This window comes from Rhizobium sp. AC44/96 (assembly GCF_001692185.1).
GTDB lineage: Bacteria > Pseudomonadota > Alphaproteobacteria > Rhizobiales > Rhizobiaceae > Rhizobium.
Map to the genome: position 1 here is coordinate 279,768 of NZ_LXKO01000035.1, position 17,804 is coordinate 297,571.

General features: G+C 60.6%; 15 protein-coding genes and 1 other RNA gene. 9 read left to right on the forward strand and 7 right to left on the reverse strand.

Translation table 11 applies throughout. The features are described 5' to 3' along the window. Positions 1 to 70 precede the first annotated feature (70 nt). A complete protein-coding gene (locus A6U87_RS23030; RefSeq protein WP_065693635.1) occupies positions 71 to 973 on the reverse strand; it encodes a LysR family transcriptional regulator in 903 nt (300 codons plus the stop codon). Positions 974 to 1,064: 91 nt separating this feature from the next. On the opposite strand from A6U87_RS23030, the gene A6U87_RS23035 reads away from it, so the two are divergent. The 3 genes from A6U87_RS23035 to A6U87_RS23045 all read left to right on the forward strand — a co-directional run bounded on the left by A6U87_RS23035 (position 1,065) and on the right by A6U87_RS23045 (position 7,575). Continuing rightward, positions 1,065 to 2,099 (forward strand): aldo/keto reductase, encoded by a 1,035-nt coding sequence (locus A6U87_RS23035; RefSeq protein WP_065693636.1) that lies wholly within the window; start codon positions 1,065 to 1,067, stop codon positions 2,097 to 2,099. 106 nt (positions 2,100 to 2,205) lie between these two features. Then, the gene (locus tag A6U87_RS23040; RefSeq protein WP_065693790.1) at positions 2,206 to 3,618 is read left to right on the forward strand and encodes an FAD-binding oxidoreductase; all 1,413 of its coding nucleotides are present in this window, start codon (positions 2,206 to 2,208) and stop codon (positions 3,616 to 3,618) included. Positions 3,619 to 3,819: 201 nt separating this feature from the next. Beyond that, positions 3,820 to 7,575, forward strand: coding sequence for an AsmA-like C-terminal region-containing protein (locus A6U87_RS23045; protein WP_065693637.1), 3,756 nt, complete (start codon positions 3,820 to 3,822; stop codon positions 7,573 to 7,575). 252 nt (positions 7,576 to 7,827) lie between these two features. On the opposite strand, the gene A6U87_RS23050 is transcribed toward A6U87_RS23045, so the two are convergent. The 5 genes from A6U87_RS23050 to ssrA all read right to left on the reverse strand — a co-directional run bounded on the left by A6U87_RS23050 (position 7,828) and on the right by ssrA (position 10,591). Beyond that, a complete protein-coding gene (locus A6U87_RS23050; RefSeq protein ID WP_065693638.1) occupies positions 7,828 to 8,754 on the reverse strand; it encodes a hypothetical protein in 927 nt (308 codons plus the stop codon). Positions 8,755 to 9,020: 266 nt separating this feature from the next. Continuing rightward, a complete protein-coding gene (locus A6U87_RS23055; protein WP_065693639.1) occupies positions 9,021 to 9,236 on the reverse strand; it encodes a ribbon-helix-helix domain-containing protein in 216 nt (71 codons plus the stop codon). 97 nt (positions 9,237 to 9,333) lie between these two features. Continuing rightward, positions 9,334 to 9,528: a DUF4169 family protein gene (locus A6U87_RS23060; protein ID WP_065693640.1), complete on the reverse strand. Its 195-nt coding sequence runs from the start codon at positions 9,526 to 9,528 to the stop codon at positions 9,334 to 9,336. 50 nt (positions 9,529 to 9,578) lie between these two features. Continuing rightward, entirely contained in the window at positions 9,579 to 10,091 is a 513-nt protein-coding gene (locus A6U87_RS23065) for an SspB family protein (RefSeq protein WP_065693641.1), read from the reverse strand. 130 nt (positions 10,092 to 10,221) lie between these two features. Beyond that, positions 10,222 to 10,591: a transfer-messenger RNA gene (gene ssrA / locus A6U87_RS23070) on the reverse strand. 115 nt (positions 10,592 to 10,706) lie between these two features. On the opposite strand from ssrA, the gene A6U87_RS23075 reads away from it, so the two are divergent. From A6U87_RS23075 to A6U87_RS23095, 5 genes are all read left to right on the forward strand, one after another. Further along, positions 10,707 to 11,501 (forward strand): thymidylate synthase, encoded by a 795-nt coding sequence (locus tag A6U87_RS23075; RefSeq protein WP_065693642.1) that lies wholly within the window; start codon positions 10,707 to 10,709, stop codon positions 11,499 to 11,501. 12 nt (positions 11,502 to 11,513) lie between these two features. Further along, a complete protein-coding gene (locus tag A6U87_RS23080; RefSeq protein WP_065693643.1) occupies positions 11,514 to 12,026 on the forward strand; it encodes a dihydrofolate reductase in 513 nt (170 codons plus the stop codon). A 156-nt stretch (positions 12,027 to 12,182) separates the two neighbouring features. Continuing rightward, positions 12,183 to 13,268 (forward strand): FtsH protease activity modulator HflK, encoded by a 1,086-nt coding sequence (hflK, locus tag A6U87_RS23085; protein ID WP_065693644.1) that lies wholly within the window; start codon positions 12,183 to 12,185, stop codon positions 13,266 to 13,268. 3 nt (positions 13,269 to 13,271) lie between these two features. After that, complete coding sequence (gene hflC / locus A6U87_RS23090; protein ID WP_065693645.1) at positions 13,272 to 14,198, forward strand: protease modulator HflC; 927 nt, start codon at positions 13,272 to 13,274, stop codon at positions 14,196 to 14,198. 199 nt (positions 14,199 to 14,397) lie between these two features. Then, positions 14,398 to 15,987: a DegQ family serine endoprotease gene (locus tag A6U87_RS23095; protein ID WP_065693646.1), complete on the forward strand. Its 1,590-nt coding sequence runs from the start codon at positions 14,398 to 14,400 to the stop codon at positions 15,985 to 15,987. A 32-nt stretch (positions 15,988 to 16,019) separates the two neighbouring features. Here the strand turns inward: A6U87_RS23095 and serB are convergent, their stop codons facing one another. After that, entirely contained in the window at positions 16,020 to 16,910 is an 891-nt protein-coding gene (gene serB, locus A6U87_RS23100; RefSeq protein WP_065693647.1) for a phosphoserine phosphatase SerB, read from the reverse strand. On the opposite strand from serB, the gene miaA reads away from it, so the two are divergent. Beyond that, on the forward strand, positions 16,909 to 17,802 hold the full coding sequence (gene miaA / locus A6U87_RS23105) for a tRNA (adenosine(37)-N6)-dimethylallyltransferase MiaA (RefSeq protein WP_065693648.1): 894 nt from the start codon (positions 16,909 to 16,911) through the stop codon (positions 17,800 to 17,802). The two genes, serB and miaA, sit on opposite strands and share 2 nt — an antisense overlap. Positions 17,803 to 17,804: the final 2 nt, after the last annotated feature.

Genomic DNA, 17,804 nt, shown 5'->3' on the forward strand with positions numbered 1-17,804 from the left:
CGGATGGCTTGCCAGCGATATAGGCTTCGTGGGCGCGGTAGGTCAATTGCCAAATCCGCCTTCGACATCCTCAGAGCCGGACGTGTTCGGCCAGGAAATCAAGCAGAGCGCGGACGCGGGCGGGCAATGGGCCGCCCTGACCAATGTAGACGGCGTAAAATTCCTCGATATCGCCGGGATTGGCATCCTCCAGGACCGGGATTAATCGGCCTGCCTCCATATCAGCGCGCACGGTAAAGCTCGTGAGCCGTGCCAGGCCGGCACCTGATATCGCCAGATGCCGCATCGCTTCGCCATCTCCCACCTGTATCGCCGGCGTGACCAGCAGCTCGACAACTTGCCCCTCGTGCAGGATCGGCCATCCCGCGATGCTGCGTGCATAGGACAAGCCGATGCGGCGGTGGTCTTTCAGGTCGGTGGCCGATTTAGGTGTGCCGTGTTCTTGAAGATAGGTCGGCGACGCGACGATGATCTTGCGGGTCGCGCCGAGCTTGCGTGCGATCAGGCTTGAACTCTTCAGCGGACCGGCGCGAATGGCGACGTCGGCCCGATCCTCGACCAGATCGATCACCTTGTCGGTGTGCGTTATGTCCAGGGTGACCGCCGGGTGGAGCGTAAGGAAAGCCGGCACGAGCGGTGCAAGCACATGATTGCCGAAAGAGGCGCTGGTGTTGATCCGGATCGGGCCGGCTGCCTGCTCGCCGGCGGAGGCATATCGTTCGGCCTCGGCTATATCGGCGAGGATTGATATGCTGCGCTCGTAAAAGGCGCAGCCCTCGGGTGTGAGCTGCAGTTTACGCGTGGAGCGGTTGACGAGGCGGGTGCCGAGGCGCGTTTCAAGACGGGCCACGAGCTTGCTGACCGCGGATGGCGTCATGTGGCAGGCGTGGGCGGCTGCGGTGAAGCCGCCAAGTTCGACCGCGCGCACGAAGATTTCCATTTCGCCGGAGCGATTGACGTCCTGTCGGCTCATGATGAATTCAATTCATGAATGCATTTCCTCAGGCAATCTATGTCATCGTATGCGCAGTGTCTATCTATCTTGAGACAACAGGAGACAGACCATGGAATACAGAAATCTTGGTGCATCCGGTCTTCGGGTGCCGGTGTTGAGTTTCGGTGCCGGCACCTTCGGCGGCTCGGGGCCGCTTTTTGGTGCCTGGGGCAATACGGATGCGGCGGAAGCCCGGCGCATGGTCGATATCTCGATTGAATCCGGTGTGAACCTCTTCGACACCGCCGACGTCTATTCCGCCGGCGCGTCGGAGGAGGTTCTCGGCCACGCCATCAAGGGGCGGCGGGATGCGGTGCTGATCTCGACCAAGATGGCTCTGCCGATGGGCGATGGCCCGGCGGACTGGGGTACGTCTCGTGCCCGCCTGATCCGCTCGACCGAGGACGCCCTGAAGCGGCTCGGAACCGACTATATCGATCTGCTGCAGCTTCATGCCTTTGATGCATCGACGCCGGTGGAAGAGGTGCTTTCGACGCTGGACGGGCTGATTGCTGCGGGCAAGATCCGCTATATCGGCGTCTCGAACTTCTCCGGATGGCAATTGATGAAGTCGCTTGCCGTTTCCGAGCGCGACGGTTACGCGCGCTATGTCGCCCATCAGGTCTACTACTCGCTCGCCGGCCGCGACTACGAGTGGGAGTTGATGCCGCTTGCTGCCGACCAGGGCGTGGGCGCCTTGGTATGGAGCCCGCTCGCCTGGGGACGGCTGACGGGCAAGATCCGGCGCGGTGCTCCGCTGCCCGCGGAGAGCCGCTTGCACCAGACTGCCGACTACGGGCCGCCGGTCGATGATGAAAAGCTCTATGACATCATCGATGCGCTCGACGATATTGCCGCCGAGACCGGCAAGACTGTTCCGCAGATTGCGCTGAACTGGCTCATCGGTCGCCCGACGGTGGCCAGCGTCATCATTGGCGCGCGCAACGAGGAGCAGCTACGGCAAAACCTTGGTGCCGTCGGCTGGTCGCTGTCGCGCGAGCAGGTGGAAAAGCTCGATAGAGCGAGCCTTGCGACTGCACCCTATCCGTATTTCCCGTACCGTCGGCAGGAGGGTTTCGCGCGGCTGAATCCGCCGCTCGTCTAAGGACCACCCGACAGGGCTGTTGCGTCGATTCTTGCACTAGACAGGCGCCGTCTCATGTCTCATACCAACCTGCCTCCGGGCGGCGAAGGTTATGGAGATCAACGAGATGGCGCTCAAAGACGCAAAGGCTGGAACACGAAACGAGGCCGGGATCGCAGCCGTTCTTGGCATTCTGAAGCAAAGCTTCGGCGAGCGCTTTCAGACCGGCGAAGCCTTTCGCGCCCAGCATGCGCATACGACGACCTACATACCCCCGCAACTGCCTGACGGCGTGCTCTTTGCCGAAAGCGCCGATGATGTGAAGGCGGCGGTAAAGATCTGCGCCGACCACAAGGTGCCAGTTATCGGTTTCGGTACCGGTTCGTCGCTCGAAGGGCAGGTGAATGCGCCGAACGGCGGCATTTCCATCGATTTCAACAAAATGAATCGTATCCTCGAGGTCAATACCGAAGACCTCGACTGCACGGTCGAACCCGGCGTGACGCGCGAGCAGCTGAACACCTACCTCCGCGACACCGGCTTGTTCTTTCCCATCGATCCGGGCGCCAACGCGTCGATCGGCGGCATGACCTCGACGCGCGCGTCGGGAACGAATGCCGTTCGCTACGGCACGATGAAGGACAACGTGCTCGCCGTGACTGTTGTGACGGCCAACGGCGAGGAGATCCGTACGGCACGGCGCGCCCGCAAGTCCTCCGCCGGTTACGACCTGACTCGACTTTTCGTCGGCGCTGAGGGCACGCTCGGTATCCTGACGTCGGTGACGTTGCAGCTGCAGGGCATACCGCAGAAGATCGGTGGCGGCGTCTGCGCGTTTCCGACGGTTCGCGCCGCCTGCGATGCGGTCATCATGACGATCCAGATGGGCATTCCCGTTGCGCGTATCGAAATTCTCGATGCGCTGCAGATCCGCGCCTGCAACGCCTACTCGAAACTCAGCTACGACGAGAAGCCGACGCTGTTCCTCGAATTTCACGGCACCGACGAGACCGTTGCGTTACAATCGGAACAGTTCGCCGAGATCGCCGCAGAGTGCGGGGGCGGTGAATTCGCGTGGACGGTCAACGCCGACGAGCGCAACAAGCTCTGGAAGGCGCGTCATGATGCATACTGGGCATCGCGCGCCCTTGCGCCGGAGATGGCAGCGCTTTCAACGGATGTCTGCGTGCCGATTTCCCGCCTTGCCGATTGCATCGGTGAAACCCAGGCCGATATCGAGGAGCATGGATTGCTGGCGATGATCGTTGGCCATGCGGGAGACGGCAACTTCCATGTCCTGCTGCTTTTCGACGACAAGACGGATGCCGGGATCGCCGTCGCCGAAGAGTTCGTGGGCAGGCTCAACAAGCGAGCGCTGGCGATGGACGGCACCTGCACCGGGGAGCACGGCATCGGGCAGGGAAAGATGGCCTTCCTCGAACAGGAACTCGGCGGTGCCGTCGACCTGATGCGCCAGATCAAGCAGTCCCTTGACCCGGACAATATCTTCAATCCAGGCAAGATTTTCCACCGTGCCTGAAAATCAACATTCTATTGCTCTTGGCTTACCGGCTGGGTGAGTGCCACTAGAGATGAGGGATCGGATATCGATTCGGGCCGGCGTCCCGAAGGTACCGTTAAAGCAAGGAAATAGAGCATGATGTTGCCGGAAAGCCGCTTCACACCTTTCGGTTTAATGCTCTAGTGTCCGCGATGATATCCCGAATGGAGAATGACTGACGTGGTGGGCCGGTTCCTCGTCGTGCTGGGTGGTGTGGTGGTCGTGGCGCTGTTCGTGGCGCTGCTGGCGCCGCTGTTCATTGACTGGACCGGCTTCCGCAAGAATTTCGAGGATCAGGCCAGCCGCATCATCGGCAAGAAGGTCGTCGTACACGGTTCGGTCGATGCACGATTGCTGCCGTTCCCGTCCGTGACGATGCATGACGTGCGTGTCGGCCAGGAGACGGACGGCTCGCCGATCGTGCAGATCGAGCAGTTCTCGATGGATGCGGAGCTTGCACCCTTCCTTTCGGGCGAAGCACTCATTTTCGATATGCGCGTGGTCAATCCGAAGGTGAAGCTCAGGCTTCTCAAGGATGGCACGCTTGACTGGACGCGCGGCAGCCAGCCGGAGATACCGGCCAAAACGGTCGTGCTCGAGAGGGTTCACGTTACCGGCGGTGACATCCAGTTCATCGACGATCAGTCCGGCCGGTCACGCCATGTCACGGGGCTGAACGCGGAAATGTCGGCGAAATCGCTGGCAGGGCCTTGGCGCATCGACGGCGATGCGGCGCTGGACGGTGAGCATGGGAGCTTCCTCATCTCAAGCAACCAGCCGGACGACAACGGCGTGCTGCGGATGCGCACCCGGCTACAGCCCGACCGGCATCCCGTAACGGTCGATCTCGACGGCGAACTGAAGCTCGTCGACAGCAAGCCTAACTACCAGGGCACGATTTCCGCCGCGATCGAAAGCAGTGCTAAGGGAGCCGACAAGGCTCATGTTCCGCCGAGGCTGAAGGGCAAGTTCGAGCTCACAAACGAGAGTATCCGTATTCCCGAGTATCGGCTGGAGATCGGCGCCGAAGGCGATCCTTACGTCATTACCGGCGAAGCGACGCTCGACACCGGTGCCAAGCCGCAATTTCTGCTGATCGCCGACGGTCAGCAGATCGATGTCAACCGGATCGGCAACCAGGGAGCCGGCGGCAAGACAACGCGTGATCCCGCCTTGTCGGCCCGCCAGCGGTTGAACACTCTTATTCAGATCGTGTCGCAGGTGCCGGTGCCGCAGGTGCCGGGCAAGGCGAGTGTCAGGCTGCCCGCGATCGTTGCAGGCGACACGACGATCCGCGACGTGCAGCTCGATCTGCAACCGGCCGGAAACGGCTGGACGATCGACAATGCGTTCGGCACGCTGCCAGGACGTACCCAGGTGGAGGCGCAAGGGCGTCTCAACCTGCAAGGCCAGCCATCCTTCGTGGGGCAGGTCACCGTTGCATCGAAACAGCCGACAGGACTGGCCGCTTGGTTGGCTGGCTCCGTCGATCCGGCAATCCGGCAGCTGCGGCAGGCAGGATTTTCCTCCAAGGTGAACCTCACGCACGCGCAGCAAACCTTCGACGATCTGGAAGTCGCCGTGGGGCAATCGACGCTGAAGGGACGGCTCGAACGGCGGGTGGTTGCAAACCAGCCATCGACCCTGGATGTGTCGCTCGCCGGCGACGCGCTTGATCTCGATGCCCTTCGTGCCCTGACCGGCCTGTTCACGGGGCAGGATGCAGGCGACAACGTGCTCGATCACAAGATCCGGGCGCAGCTCAAGGCCGACAAGTTCACGGCCTTCGGTGTCGAGGCCGGGGATGTCGAAACCAGTTTCACCATTGCCGATGGTGCGCTCGCCATCGAGAAGCTCGCGGTCAAGAATTTGGCGGGCGCCGAACTGACGGCAACGGGCCGGGCCGAGGGTTCGCTGCTCGACTACAAGGGATCCGGGGAGATCACCTTCAAGTCCGCCGATCCCGGGCCGTTCTTTGCCATGCTCAAGCAGAAATTGCCGCAGCATCCAGTCATGGACCGGCTGGTGCGCAATGCAGCCTGGTACACGAATACCGCCCTTCGAGGCGCGCTGACGCTTGGCGGCGATCAGGGAGACGGGCTCTCCTTGACGCTGGCGGGCGTTGCAAACGGCAGTCGCGTCAATCTCGACTACCGGATGTCGAACATCCTTGCGCTGACGGGCAAGGGGACGACAAGCCTAGAGGCAACGCTCGAGAACAATGTGACGTCGATCCTCTTCGGCCAGGCTGGGCTTGACCCGCTGCCGGTGGATGCCGATGCCAACGGTCGCCTGACGCTCAAGGTTCAGGCGGAAGGGACGGATCCGGCAGACGCTGCACTGACGTTCGCCACCGATCGGACGTCGTTTACCGCGAGCGGCAAGGTCGACGTTCATCCGCAGACGTTCATGAACGGCCAGTTGGCGGTTTCATTGGAGAGCGCCGATCTCGATCCATACCTTGTGATGAACGGCATCGGCGTGCCACAGATGGGCACCGGATTGCCGTTCAAGCTCACCACGACGGCGACCATTGACGGCGACAAGATCGCCTTGACCGATATTGCGGGCCACGCAGCCGACAACCAGTTCGGTGGCTCGCTCACGGTCGATAGGAAGGCCGATAACACGACGGCAAGCGGTGATCTGGCGCTTTCGAAGGTCGATGCGACCTGGTTGGCGGAAGCCATCTACGGTCCCGTTACCGACGCCACGAACGGCCAGCTGTCTGGTGGGGCGCTTGGACTGCCGGTGTTCAAGGACATGGATGTCAATCTGAAGCTCTCGGCAAAAGAGTTCTGGCCCGGCTGGTCCGGTGCGATTTCCGACTTTACCTCGACCGTCGCCTACAAGGGCGACGAGTTGCAGCTGAACGAGATGAAGGGCGGATGGGACGGCGGCCATATCGATGGCAACCTGCTGTTCACCAATGCGGATGGGACCGGCTTCTTTCAGACGAAGCTTGAGCTGACGGATGCAGACCTGGCGGGTGTCGTATGGAGCCGCGATGGCGCTCCTGTCGCAAACGGCAAGTTCGGCCTGAGCCTGTCGACGGAAGCTTCCGGCAAGTCGGCCAAGGATATCGCGGCGTCCCTCAACGGTTCGGGCGAGTTGCGCCTGGCTGAGACGAGTGTTCGCGGCCTCAATCTCGGAATGCTGGCTCCGCTGCTTGCGGCGACCGATCCGATGCAAGATCAGCTCAATGCCGGCAAAGTCCATCCGATCGTTGAGACCTTGCTCAACAACGGGGAAGCCAAGCTGCCGCCGATCGCCATCCCATTCAATGTCACCGATGGCATGCTGCGCGTCCAGAACGTGGGGGTTCAAGCCGAACAGGCGAAGCTAGCAGCAAATGCGCAGCTCGACTTGCCGCAGAGGCGGATCAATGCTTCGCTGAACGTCGTCCTCGATCCCGGCAGTGAGGCGTTTGCAGGAGCCGAACCCGCCGTCCGACTGGATTTCTCCGGCTTGCTCGCCTCGCCTGGACGGACCGTCGATGTCACCGATATCACCGGTTTCCTGTCGTTGCGCGCCTTCGAGCGGGAGCGCAGGCGCGTGGAGCGTTTGCAGTCTAACGTGCTGGAGAAGCAACGGCTTCGCCGCGAGACGGCGCTCTACAAGTTCAATGACATGGAGCGGGAGAAGGCTGCTGTCATCGAAAAGCAGCGCCGTGACGAAGAACTGAGACTGCGCGCGCTCGCCGCCGAGGCGGAGCGGCAAAGGGTCGAGGCGGAGCAACGGGCGCAGGCTGAAGCCGCAGCGCGCGCAAAGGCAGAGGCCGACGCTGCTGTCGCCAAGGCAAAGGCGGAAGCAGAAGCGAAGGCTGCTGCCGACGAGACTGCCCGGCGCACCCGCGAGCAGCTCTCCCTGCCGCCGATAAATTCGCAAAACAATAGCAGCATACCCGGGCTTCCCGGGGTGCAGATGCCGCAATAGCGGACGATCGTCGTCCTCGCGAGGCTGTACACGTGTCCGCGGGCTGCTGCTCCCTCAGGTGCGGTGCCGTGAAGGGGGCACTTATAGTCTGCAATTACCCAATTTACAGAGTTCGCGTTTTATCGAATTGAAGGGCGTGCTTGAGACGGCCAAGCGCTGCCCGCCTTTCGTGACAGCGGCTCGCCAAGTTACGATGAGTGCTTCCGCCAAAGGGGCGCCGATCGGGTGATTGAAGGCCTCTACTAAAAGCGATTATTCGGCCTCGGTTACCTGCGCTGTTGCAGTTGGCTCAACGAGTTTGTCCGCGTCTTCGGTTTCTGGTTCGGTCACGGGGTCCGTTTCCGCTGCCTCGTCAGTCGGCTGCTTGGTCGCCATGTCATCGCGCACGTGGTCGATCTTGCCAACGGCTGGGCCGACACCGAGGACGTCTTTCGCCCATGCCATCACTTCAGGATCTACCGTTCCGAGAGCGGCAGGCGGCTGAGCCGTACCAATATCCTTGTTCGCTGCTGCCTGCAGCGCGGCACTCAGAGCCTCGTCGCTGAGGGCGGGATCGGTCGGAACGGCATCGATCCCGTTGTCCAGCTCAAACTGAGCGTAGGCAACGACATAAGAGCGGATGGCGGCCATGCGCGGATCGTTGGAGTTGAGGTAGGCATGATAGTTGCGTTGCAGGGAGTGTAGCCCCCCGAGCTTTGCTGCGAGATCGGGTTTATCCTTCAACGCCGGCTCTTCCGTTTCGACCGCAGCTACTTCCGTTACGACAGCTGGCTGCTCCGGTCTGGGGGTCGGCTTGACTCCCTTTATATCGTTTTTTTCTGCCTTCGCGGTTCTCGTTGGCGCCTTTTTACCGTGCGTTTCTTCGCTCTTGCCGGTGCCAAAAAGCTTTCCAAGCGTAGTTGCTATCGGGTCATCGGAAGAGCTCTGCTCGTTCGCTCCACGTGACGAAAGCCCGGATTTTCCATGACTGGCTGAGGCATGCCCTTCACTGCTGCCGCGACCGTTTCCGCCACCATTGCCGCCACCGTTTCCGCCACCATGGCCGCCGCCGTTCCCATTGCCTGCGAAAACGATCGACGTCGTGAGCTTCAGCGGGCTGTGCAGATCGATAACGACAGGCGCGGCGGCGAAGGTCGCAGACAAACAGCTCACAATGGTCAGACTACCGATTTTGCGCATGCGTTATTCCTCCGAATCATTTGATGAGCCCAGCCATGCCTTTTCTAGTCGTTCCGGCGTTGGTTTATGGCAACCACGCGACAGTTGAATAATGACTAAATTAGAATGCAACCCCTGCAGCAATGGTTAGGATGAAAGTTAAACTTTGTCATGATCGCTGATAAGGTCGCGGACCCGAGTGTCGGACAGATGGCATTCGATGAACGCCCCCGAGGTCGGCAACGACCAAGACCTGCCTGCTGAACTGAGGACTGTCGGTAGTCCTGCTAAACGACGCTGCGTTTCAGCCACGCCAGGACATACAGGCGAAGCGCGGAGGAGAGGTTGGCTTCCGGCTGCCGCTGATCGTCGATTTCCGAGATAAGGACGGCGAGTGGGATGGAGCGGGCGGCTGCAATGGCCCGCAGCTCGTTCCAGAACTCGTCTTCGAGCGAAAAGCTCGTGCGATGTCCGTGCAAGGTGGCGGAGTGCTTCCGGATCATCCTGGGGTTCGCTCGCTGGGCAGGTGAGTTGAGAAAAAGAGTCCGCCAGTATAGCCAAGTCTATGAATATAGGTTCTTTTCGAGGGGTGGTCTGGCGTCACTCGTCGCCGTCTTTTTTCTCGATCTTGCCCTGTTCAAGCGCGCGCTCGGCTTTCTCGTTGAGCGCCTTCGTCAGCTGCTTTTCGGTTTTCGTGCGACCGAAGGATATACGGTTCTGCTCGGCCTGCTTCTCCTTTTCGGAGCGGGCCTGCTTCTTCTTGAACTGGCGGAGATTGACGATTTCGGCGCTCATGACTGCCTCAATCCTGTACTAAAAAAGGGAAGCTTCCGCTTCCCTTGCCGTTACTGCTTCTTACGGAACGCGTCGAGCGAGACGACTGAGCCGGGCTTCTTCTCGTCGCCGTCGGCAGGCTTTGCTGCTTGGGCGTCTTCCACTTTTTCCTGGCCGACAGGGTAGGCGGTGATCTCCGCATCCGGCAGCTCCTCGCCATCGGCCAGCGGTACGTCGAACTCCAGCTCGAAATTGACAGACGGGTCATAGAAGCCACGAATGGCGTTGAACGGGATGAAGAGCTTCTCGGGAACATCGGAGAAGGACAGGCCGATCTCGAAACTCGTTTCCGTGACCTTCATTTCCCAGAACTGGTGCTGGATGACGATCGTCATCTGCTCCGGATAGCGTGACTTCAGGTGCTGCGAAATCCGAACGCCCGGTGCGCCGGTCAGGAAGGTGATGAAGAAGTGATGCTCGCCCGGCAGGCGGCCCGTTGTCGCGACTTCAGACAATACCTTACGGATGACGCCGCGAAGCGCGTCCTGTGCCAGAATGTCGTAACGGATATGATCCTGCCCCATGCTTTATCCTGTCTTTCTTTTCGTTCGGACGTCTTTTCTCGAGGCTATATGGCACGCCAGTGCGCCGTCGAAAAGGCCGAAGCCGAGTCATGCTTTCGGAAAGCATACATGATTTGAACGCGAGGGAGAAGGTGAAGGCTTCTGTTGCCAGGTGCCTTCGGACCCCGCCTAGAGGTGCGAACCACTAGGGCTTTATTTGAAGTGTCACACCGCGATTAAGCAGCGAGACGAGCTTCCGCATAGTTGTCGTTTGCAACTACAATTTTAGCCCGATAACGGTGGTACAATGCCGAGCAAAAAGACGATCTTTACACCCTTGTCGATCCTGTTTCGCCCCCATCAAAAGCCGGCCATCTCATTGCAGGGCCGCCGGTTTTTGGTGGAGGCGCCGGGTACCGCCCCCGGGTCCAATAGGTTTATTACACCGCTCATTTATCGCCATAGCCGATCCGAGGACCGGCAAGGCTGATATAGTGTTTTCCGATCCCCATGGGAAGAGCCATCGTCACAAATCCATCGCGGCTGGGTGGAGATTTACCGGGATAAACGGGGGTAACGATTGGTTTTGACGCTCGATGCGCTTAAATACGGGGAAATAGGAATCGGCGGCAGACGATGAAGCAGTATCTCGATCTCTTGGACCATGTGATGGAACGCGGAACCGATCGCGGCGATCGGACCGGTACGGGCACGCGGTCGGTATTCGGTTATCAGATGCGTTTCGACCTCGAAGAGGGCTTTCCGGTTCTGACGACCAAGAAGCTGCATCTTCGCTCCATCATTCATGAGCTTCTCTGGTTCCTCAAGGGCGAGACCAATATCGGCTACCTCAAGGATAACGGCGTTTCGATCTGGGACGAATGGGCCGATGAAAACGGCGATCTCGGTCCCGTCTACGGCGCGCAGTGGCGCTCCTGGCCGGCACCTGATGGTGGGCATATCGATCAGATCGCCAATCTCGTTGCGGGTATCGTGAAAAATCCGAACTCGCGCCGTCACATCGTCTCGGCCTGGAATCCGGCTGAGGTGGACAGCATGGCATTGCCGCCATGCCATTGCCTGTTCCAGTTCTATGTGGCCGACGGCAAACTCTCCTGCCAGCTTTATCAGCGGTCCGCTGACATCTTCCTGGGCGTCCCATTCAACATCGCGTCCTATGCGTTGTTGACGATGATAGTGGCGCAGGTGACGGGCCTGAAGCTGGGTGATTTTGTCCATACACTCGGCGATGCGCACCTCTATCACAATCATTTCGAGCAGGCGAAGCTGCAGCTGACGCGCAAGCCGAAGCCTTTGCCGTTCATGCGCTTCAATCCTGATGTGAAGGATATCTTCGGCTTCAAGTTCGAGGATTTCGAGCTGATCGGTTATGAGGCCGACGCCAGCATCAAGGCGCCGATCGCCGTCTGACCAGGGAAATACATGTCCGATATCCGTAAGACGATCCTGGTTGCCGTCGCCGAAAATGGTATTATCGGCCGCGATGGCGACATGCCCTGGCGGCTGTCGACTGACCTCAAGCGCTTCAAGGCCCTGACCCTTGGCAAGCCGGTCATCATGGGTCGCAAGACCTACGATTCGATCGGCAAACCGTTGCCGGGCCGTGCAAACGTGGTCATCTCCAGGCAGGCCGCAATCGATCATGCCGAGGTGACGACGGTGTCCTCGTTGGCGGACGCCATTGCGATCGCGGAGACCATGGCCGCGCAGAAAGGCGAGGACGAGATCTGCATCATCGGGGGTGGGCAGATATACGGGCAGGCCATCGGCCTTGCCGATCGTCTTTGCGTTACTCATGTCGAGACGACGGTTGCGGGCGATACTTTTTTCCCGGCTATCGATCCCTCTGTCTGGGGTGCCGGGGAGACGATCGAGGTGCCTGCTGGCGACAAGGACAGCTATCCGACGCGTTTTGTGGTTTACGACAGGCGCTGAGGGCGCAAAAATCCACTATTTTCCAATAAATATCGCCAAGTTCCTCATGCCGCGTTGAAAGCCGATGCGGCGATACCTATAACGGTCACGATCGCGGATATCCGTCGCCCCCGTGGGTTGAGCGATCGCAAGTTTTTAACGAACAACGAGGTTTTGATGCCCTGGAGCAATCAGAATGGCGGCGGCGGCCCTTGGGGCGGCGGCGGCGGTAACAATCAGGGACCATGGGGGCAGGGGCCGAACCGCCCGCGCGGCGGTGGCGGCGGAAAGGGTGGTCCACCCGATCTCGAGGATATCATCCGGCGTGGCCAGGATCAGCTGCGCGGCATCGTGCCCGGCGGCTTCAATACCGGCGCGCTGCTTATCGCTGCGGCGATCATCGTCGCATTCTGGCTTTTCCAGTGCATTTACATCGTCCAGCCGGACGAGCGTGGCGTCGAATTGCGCTTCGGTAACCCGAAGCCGGAAATTTCCATGCCCGGCCTGCATTTCCATCTGTGGCCGATGGAAACGGTCGAGATCGTCAAGGTAACGGTCCAGCAGCAGAACATCGGCGCGACGTCGTCCTCGTCGTCGACCGGCCTGATGCTCTCCGGTGACCAGAACATCCTGAACGTCCAGTTCTCCGTCTTCTTCACCGTGACTGACCCGAAGGCCTATCTCTTCAACGTCGAGAACCCGGCAGAAACGCTGCAGCAGGTCGCCGAGAGCGCCATGCGCGAAGTCGTCGGACGTCGCCCGGCGCAAGACGCATTCCGTGACAACCGTCAGCCGATCGAGACCGAAGTCGCCAACATCGTGCAGGGCACGATGGATCGCTACCGCAGTGGTATTTCAATCAACGCCATCACCATCCAGGACGTTGCGCCGCCGCGTGAAGTGGCCGACGCGTTCGAAGAAGTGCAGCGTGCCGACCAGGACAAGCAGCGTTTGGTCGAAGAGGCTAACCAGTACGCAAACCAGAAGCTCGGACAGGCCCGCGGTGACGCGGCTCAGATCCGCGAAGCCGCCGCGGCCTACAAGGACCGCGTGGTGAAGGAAGCGGAAGGTGAAGCGCAGCGCTTCAACTCCATCAATGACGAATACACCAAGGCTCCCGAAGTGACGCGCAAGCGACTGTTCCTCGAAACGATGGAACAGGTGCTGAAGAACTCCAAGAAGGTCGTGATCGACGAGAAGCAGGGGGTCGTGCCCTACCTGCCGCTCAACGAGATCGGCAAGCCGGCACAGCAGGGAGGTTGAGCCATGACATCGAACAAACTTCCCGTCATTCTGATTATCCTCGCCGTTGTTCTGCTCGGCCTCTATTCGTCGATCTTCGTGGTCAATGCCCGTGAGCAGGCCATTGTCGTCCGCTTCGGTCAAATCCAGTCGGTGAAGACCGAGCCGGGCCTGTACTTCAAGCTGCCGTTCACCTTCATGGATGCCGATCGCGTTCAGATCGTTGAAAGGCAGGCACTGCGCTTCGACCTCGACAACATCCGTGTCCAGGTGCGCGGTGGTGCGACCTTCGACGTCGATGCCTTCGTGATCTACGACATCAAGGACGTCCGCCGCTTCCGTGAAACGGTATCGGGCGATCGCGAGTCTGCCGAAGCTCGCCTTCGCACTCAGCTCGACTCGTCGCTGCGTCGTGTCTACGGTCTGCGTGATTTCGACGCCGCCCTTTCCGAAGAGCGCGTCGCCATGATGCTCGAGGTTCGCGATGACCTGCACCGGGATGCAGAGGCGCTTGGCCTCAACATTCAGGACGTTCGTATCCGTCGTACCGACCTGACGCGCGAAGTTGCGCCGAAGACCTACGATCGCATGCGGGCGGAACGTCTTGCTGAAGCCGAACTGCTGCGTGCACAGGGTGGCGAAGAGGGCCAGCGCCGTCGCGCTATCGCCGACAGACAGGTTGTCGAGATCACCGCGGAAGCGCAGCGTGACTCGGAAATCCTGCGCGGCCAGGGTGATGCTGAGCGGAACCGGATCTTCGCCGATGCCTTCAATAAGAACCCGAGCTTCTTCGAGTTCTACCGTTCGATGGCAGCATACACCACGGCGATGTCCTCGACCGACACGACGCTGGTGATGTCGCCGAATACGGAGTTCTTCCGCTACTTCAACAGCGCATCTGGCTTGCCTGCCGCCGTACCTCCGGCTGCTCCGACGCCGCCGGCGAACTGATCGGCTATCATCGACCATTCTACTGGGGGCCGGCATCTTGCCGGCCCCTTGCTTTTGAGGGAATATCCGCCGCTTTCAGGCGCTTGGAAGCGCGCGCACGCAGATTGCACGGGATTTCTCGAAAAGGTGATTTCGTACTCCATCATTCCGCCTTATGCTCATGGTCAGAGTGCGCTTTTGACCGAAATGAGGATGCTTGATGGCCCCCACGATACGCCCGACCTACAGACGATCGCTCGCTCTTCTGGCCGGCGCTGCACTTCTGGCTAATATCGGTTTCACCGGGGTGGTCCACGCACAGGGCACACCACCGACGAACGGTCCGGCATCCGTTGCCGATCTTGCCGAAGGGCTTCTCGATGCGGTGGTGAACATCTCCACGTCTCAGAACGTGAAAGACGATGAAGGCGCAGGGCCAGCGCCTCGCGCACCGGACGGATCGCCCTTCCAGGAGTTCTTCAACGACTTCTTCAACAAGCAGAAGGGCAAGCCGGGCGGCAACCATAACGTCAATTCGCTCGGTTCCGGCTTCGTCATCGATCCGCAGGGCTACATCGTCACCAATAACCACGTGATCGAGGGCGCGGACGACATCGAGGTGAATTTCGCCGACGGCAGCAAGCTCAAGGCAAAGCTGATCGGCACCGACACGAAGACCGATCTCTCGGTTCTCAAGGTGGAGCCGAAAACACCGCTGAAATTCGTCAAGTTCGGCGATTCCAGCACGATGCGCATCGGCGACTGGGTCATGGCGATCGGCAATCCGTTCGGCTTCGGCGGATCGGTGACGGTCGGGATCATTTCGGGCCGCGGGCGCAACATCAATGCGGGCCCGTACGACAACTTCATCCAGACCGACGCCGCCATCAACAAGGGCAATTCAGGCGGTCCGCTCTTCAACATGAAGGGTGAGGTCATCGGCATCAACACGGCGATCATCTCGCCGAGTGGCGGATCGATCGGCATCGGCTTTTCTGTTCCCTCCGAACTTGCAGCGAGCGTCGTCGAGCAGTTGCGGGAATTCGGGGAAACGCGGCGCGGTTGGCTCGGCGTTCGCATTCAGCCGGTGACAGATGACGTCGCCGATAGCCTCGGGCTATCGAGCGCCAAGGGCGCGCTTGTGGCCGGCGTCATCAAGGGAGGACCGGTCGATGACGGCTCGATCAAGGCTGGCGATGTCATCCTGAAATTCGACGGCAAGGCCGTGAACGAGATGCGCGATCTCCCGCGCGTCGTGGCGGAAAGCCCGGTCGGCAAGCAGGTCGATGTGGTCGTGCTGCGCGATGGCAAGGAGCAGACGGTCAAGGTCACGCTCGGTCGTCTTGAAGACAGCGACCAGGCTGCGTCGAATGACGCCGATTCCGATAAGCCCCAGGGTGGCGTGATCAATCCGGATCCTGGCGAGAACCAGGATATGGACGAGCCGGATGGCGATCAGAGCCAGCCAGTGCCGGATGGAAAGGGCAAGCCTGCCGAAACCGCGCCAGACGCCAAGAACGTTCTCGGGCTATCGCTGTCAACGCTGAACGCCGAAACCCGAAAGACCTTCGGTATTGCTGAAAGTGTCGACGGTGTTCTGGTTGCTGAGGTGGCGCCGGGATCGCTTGCGTCCGAAAAGGGTCTGAAGGCCGGCGAGGTGATCGTCGAGGTGGCGCAGGAGTTCATGCGCACACCCGAGGCGGTGGCTGCAAAAGTGCAGTCCCTGAAGCAGGAAGGTCGGCGCAACGCGCAGATGATGATTGCTTCGCCGAACGGCGATCTTCGTTTCGTCGCCGTCCCGATGGAGTGATTTTCGGCTGATGGGGCTCAGGCCCCATCGTTTCAGGCGGTTACGAAGTCGGTCTTTCTGTAGCCCTGGATGTAGAGCAGGGCGGTCAGGTCGCCGTGGTTGATCTGCATCTTCGCTTCAGCGGCGACGGAAGGCTTGGCGTGAAGCGCGACGCCCGATCCGGCGAGGTGAAGCATGCCGAGATCGTTGGCCCCGTCGCCCACGGCGATGGCGTCCTCGGGCGTGATGCCGAGCTTGGCGGCGATATCATTCAGGGCATCCACCTTGGCCTGCTTGCCGAGAATGGGTTCTGCGACGAAGCCGGTCAGGCGGCCGTCGTCTTCAAGCAGGATGTTCGCACGGTTCTCGTGGAAGCCGAGCGTCTCACCGATACGGCTGGTGAACACCGTGAAGCCGCCGGACACCAGGGCGGTGTAGTGGTTCCTGGCCTTCATGGTCGCGATCAGCTCCGGGCCGCCCGGCGTCAGCGTAATGCGCTTGGCGACCACCTCGTCCACGACCGAAATGGGCAGTCCCTTGAGGAGCGCCACGCGCTCGCGCAGGGCCGGTTCGAAGGCAATTTCGCCATTCATGGCGCGCGCGGTGATGGCAGCGATCTTGTCCTTGAGGCCGACTTCGGCACCGAGTTCATCGATGCATTCCTGGCCGATCATGGTCGAATCCATGTCGGCAATGAGCAGTTTCTTGCGGCGGGTTTCCGCCTGCTGGACAACAAGGTCGATGGCGGCCGAGCCGATGATGGCGCGGATGGCAGCTTCCGCCTCCTCGGCATCAGTGTCGTCGCGAAGCGCTATATCGCAGGCGATTCCGTCGGCCAGCCAGTAAAGACCCGAGGCCTTGATGGCTTCGGCCGCCCGTTCGGCGAGGCCGGTTGTAAGAACGGGATTTGACGGATTGGCAACAAGCGTGGCAACGAGAGCCATGATGGAAAACCTTCTGAATACAGCGAACGCGATCCTGATAACCGGGCCGACCGCCAGCGGCAAGTCCGCGCTGGCTGTGGAATTGGCGAAACGTCATAACGGCGTGGTGATCAATGCCGACAGTATGCAGGTCTATGACACCCTGAGCGTCCTGACGGCGCGTCCGTCGCAGGAGGATATGCAGGGAGTTCCGCACCACCTCTACGGCCATGTGCCGGCAGGCACCTCCTATTCGACGGGCGCGTGGTTGCGTGATGTGACGGAGCTCTTGCCGCGCCTTCAGAGCGAAGGACGCCTGCCGGTGTTCGTCGGGGGCACGGGATTGTACTTCAAGGCTTTGACCGGTGGCCTCTCCGATATGCCGGCAATCCCCGATGACGTCAGGACGCGTCTGCGCGCCGAATTGCAGGAGGAGGGGCCGGCCGGCCTGCACGCCCGCCTGGCCGAGCGCGACCCGGCAATGGCGGCTGCGCTCAGCTCGCAGGATGGGCAGCGGATTATCCGTGCGCTGGAGGTCCTTGAAACTACCGGGCAATCCATTTCGGCTTTTCAGGGGAAAGCCGGACCGGTGATCGTGGAGCCGGACACAGCGCAAAAAATCGTTGTCCTGCCGGAGCGTGCGGTTCTGCATTCGCGGATCAACGGGCGGTTCGAAAAGATGCTCGAGCAGGGGGCCGAGGACGAAGTCAGGGCGCTTCTTGCCCTTTCCCTGCAGCCTGAATCGCCGGTGATGAAGGCGATTGGCGTTTCGCAAATTGCGGCGATGCTTGATGGCGTCATGACGCGCAAGGACGTGCTCGAGAAGGGCGCCGCTGCCACCCGCCAATATGCCAAGCGGCAGATGACGTGGTTCCGCAACCAGATGGACGACAGCTGGGTGCGCCGCAGCTAGGC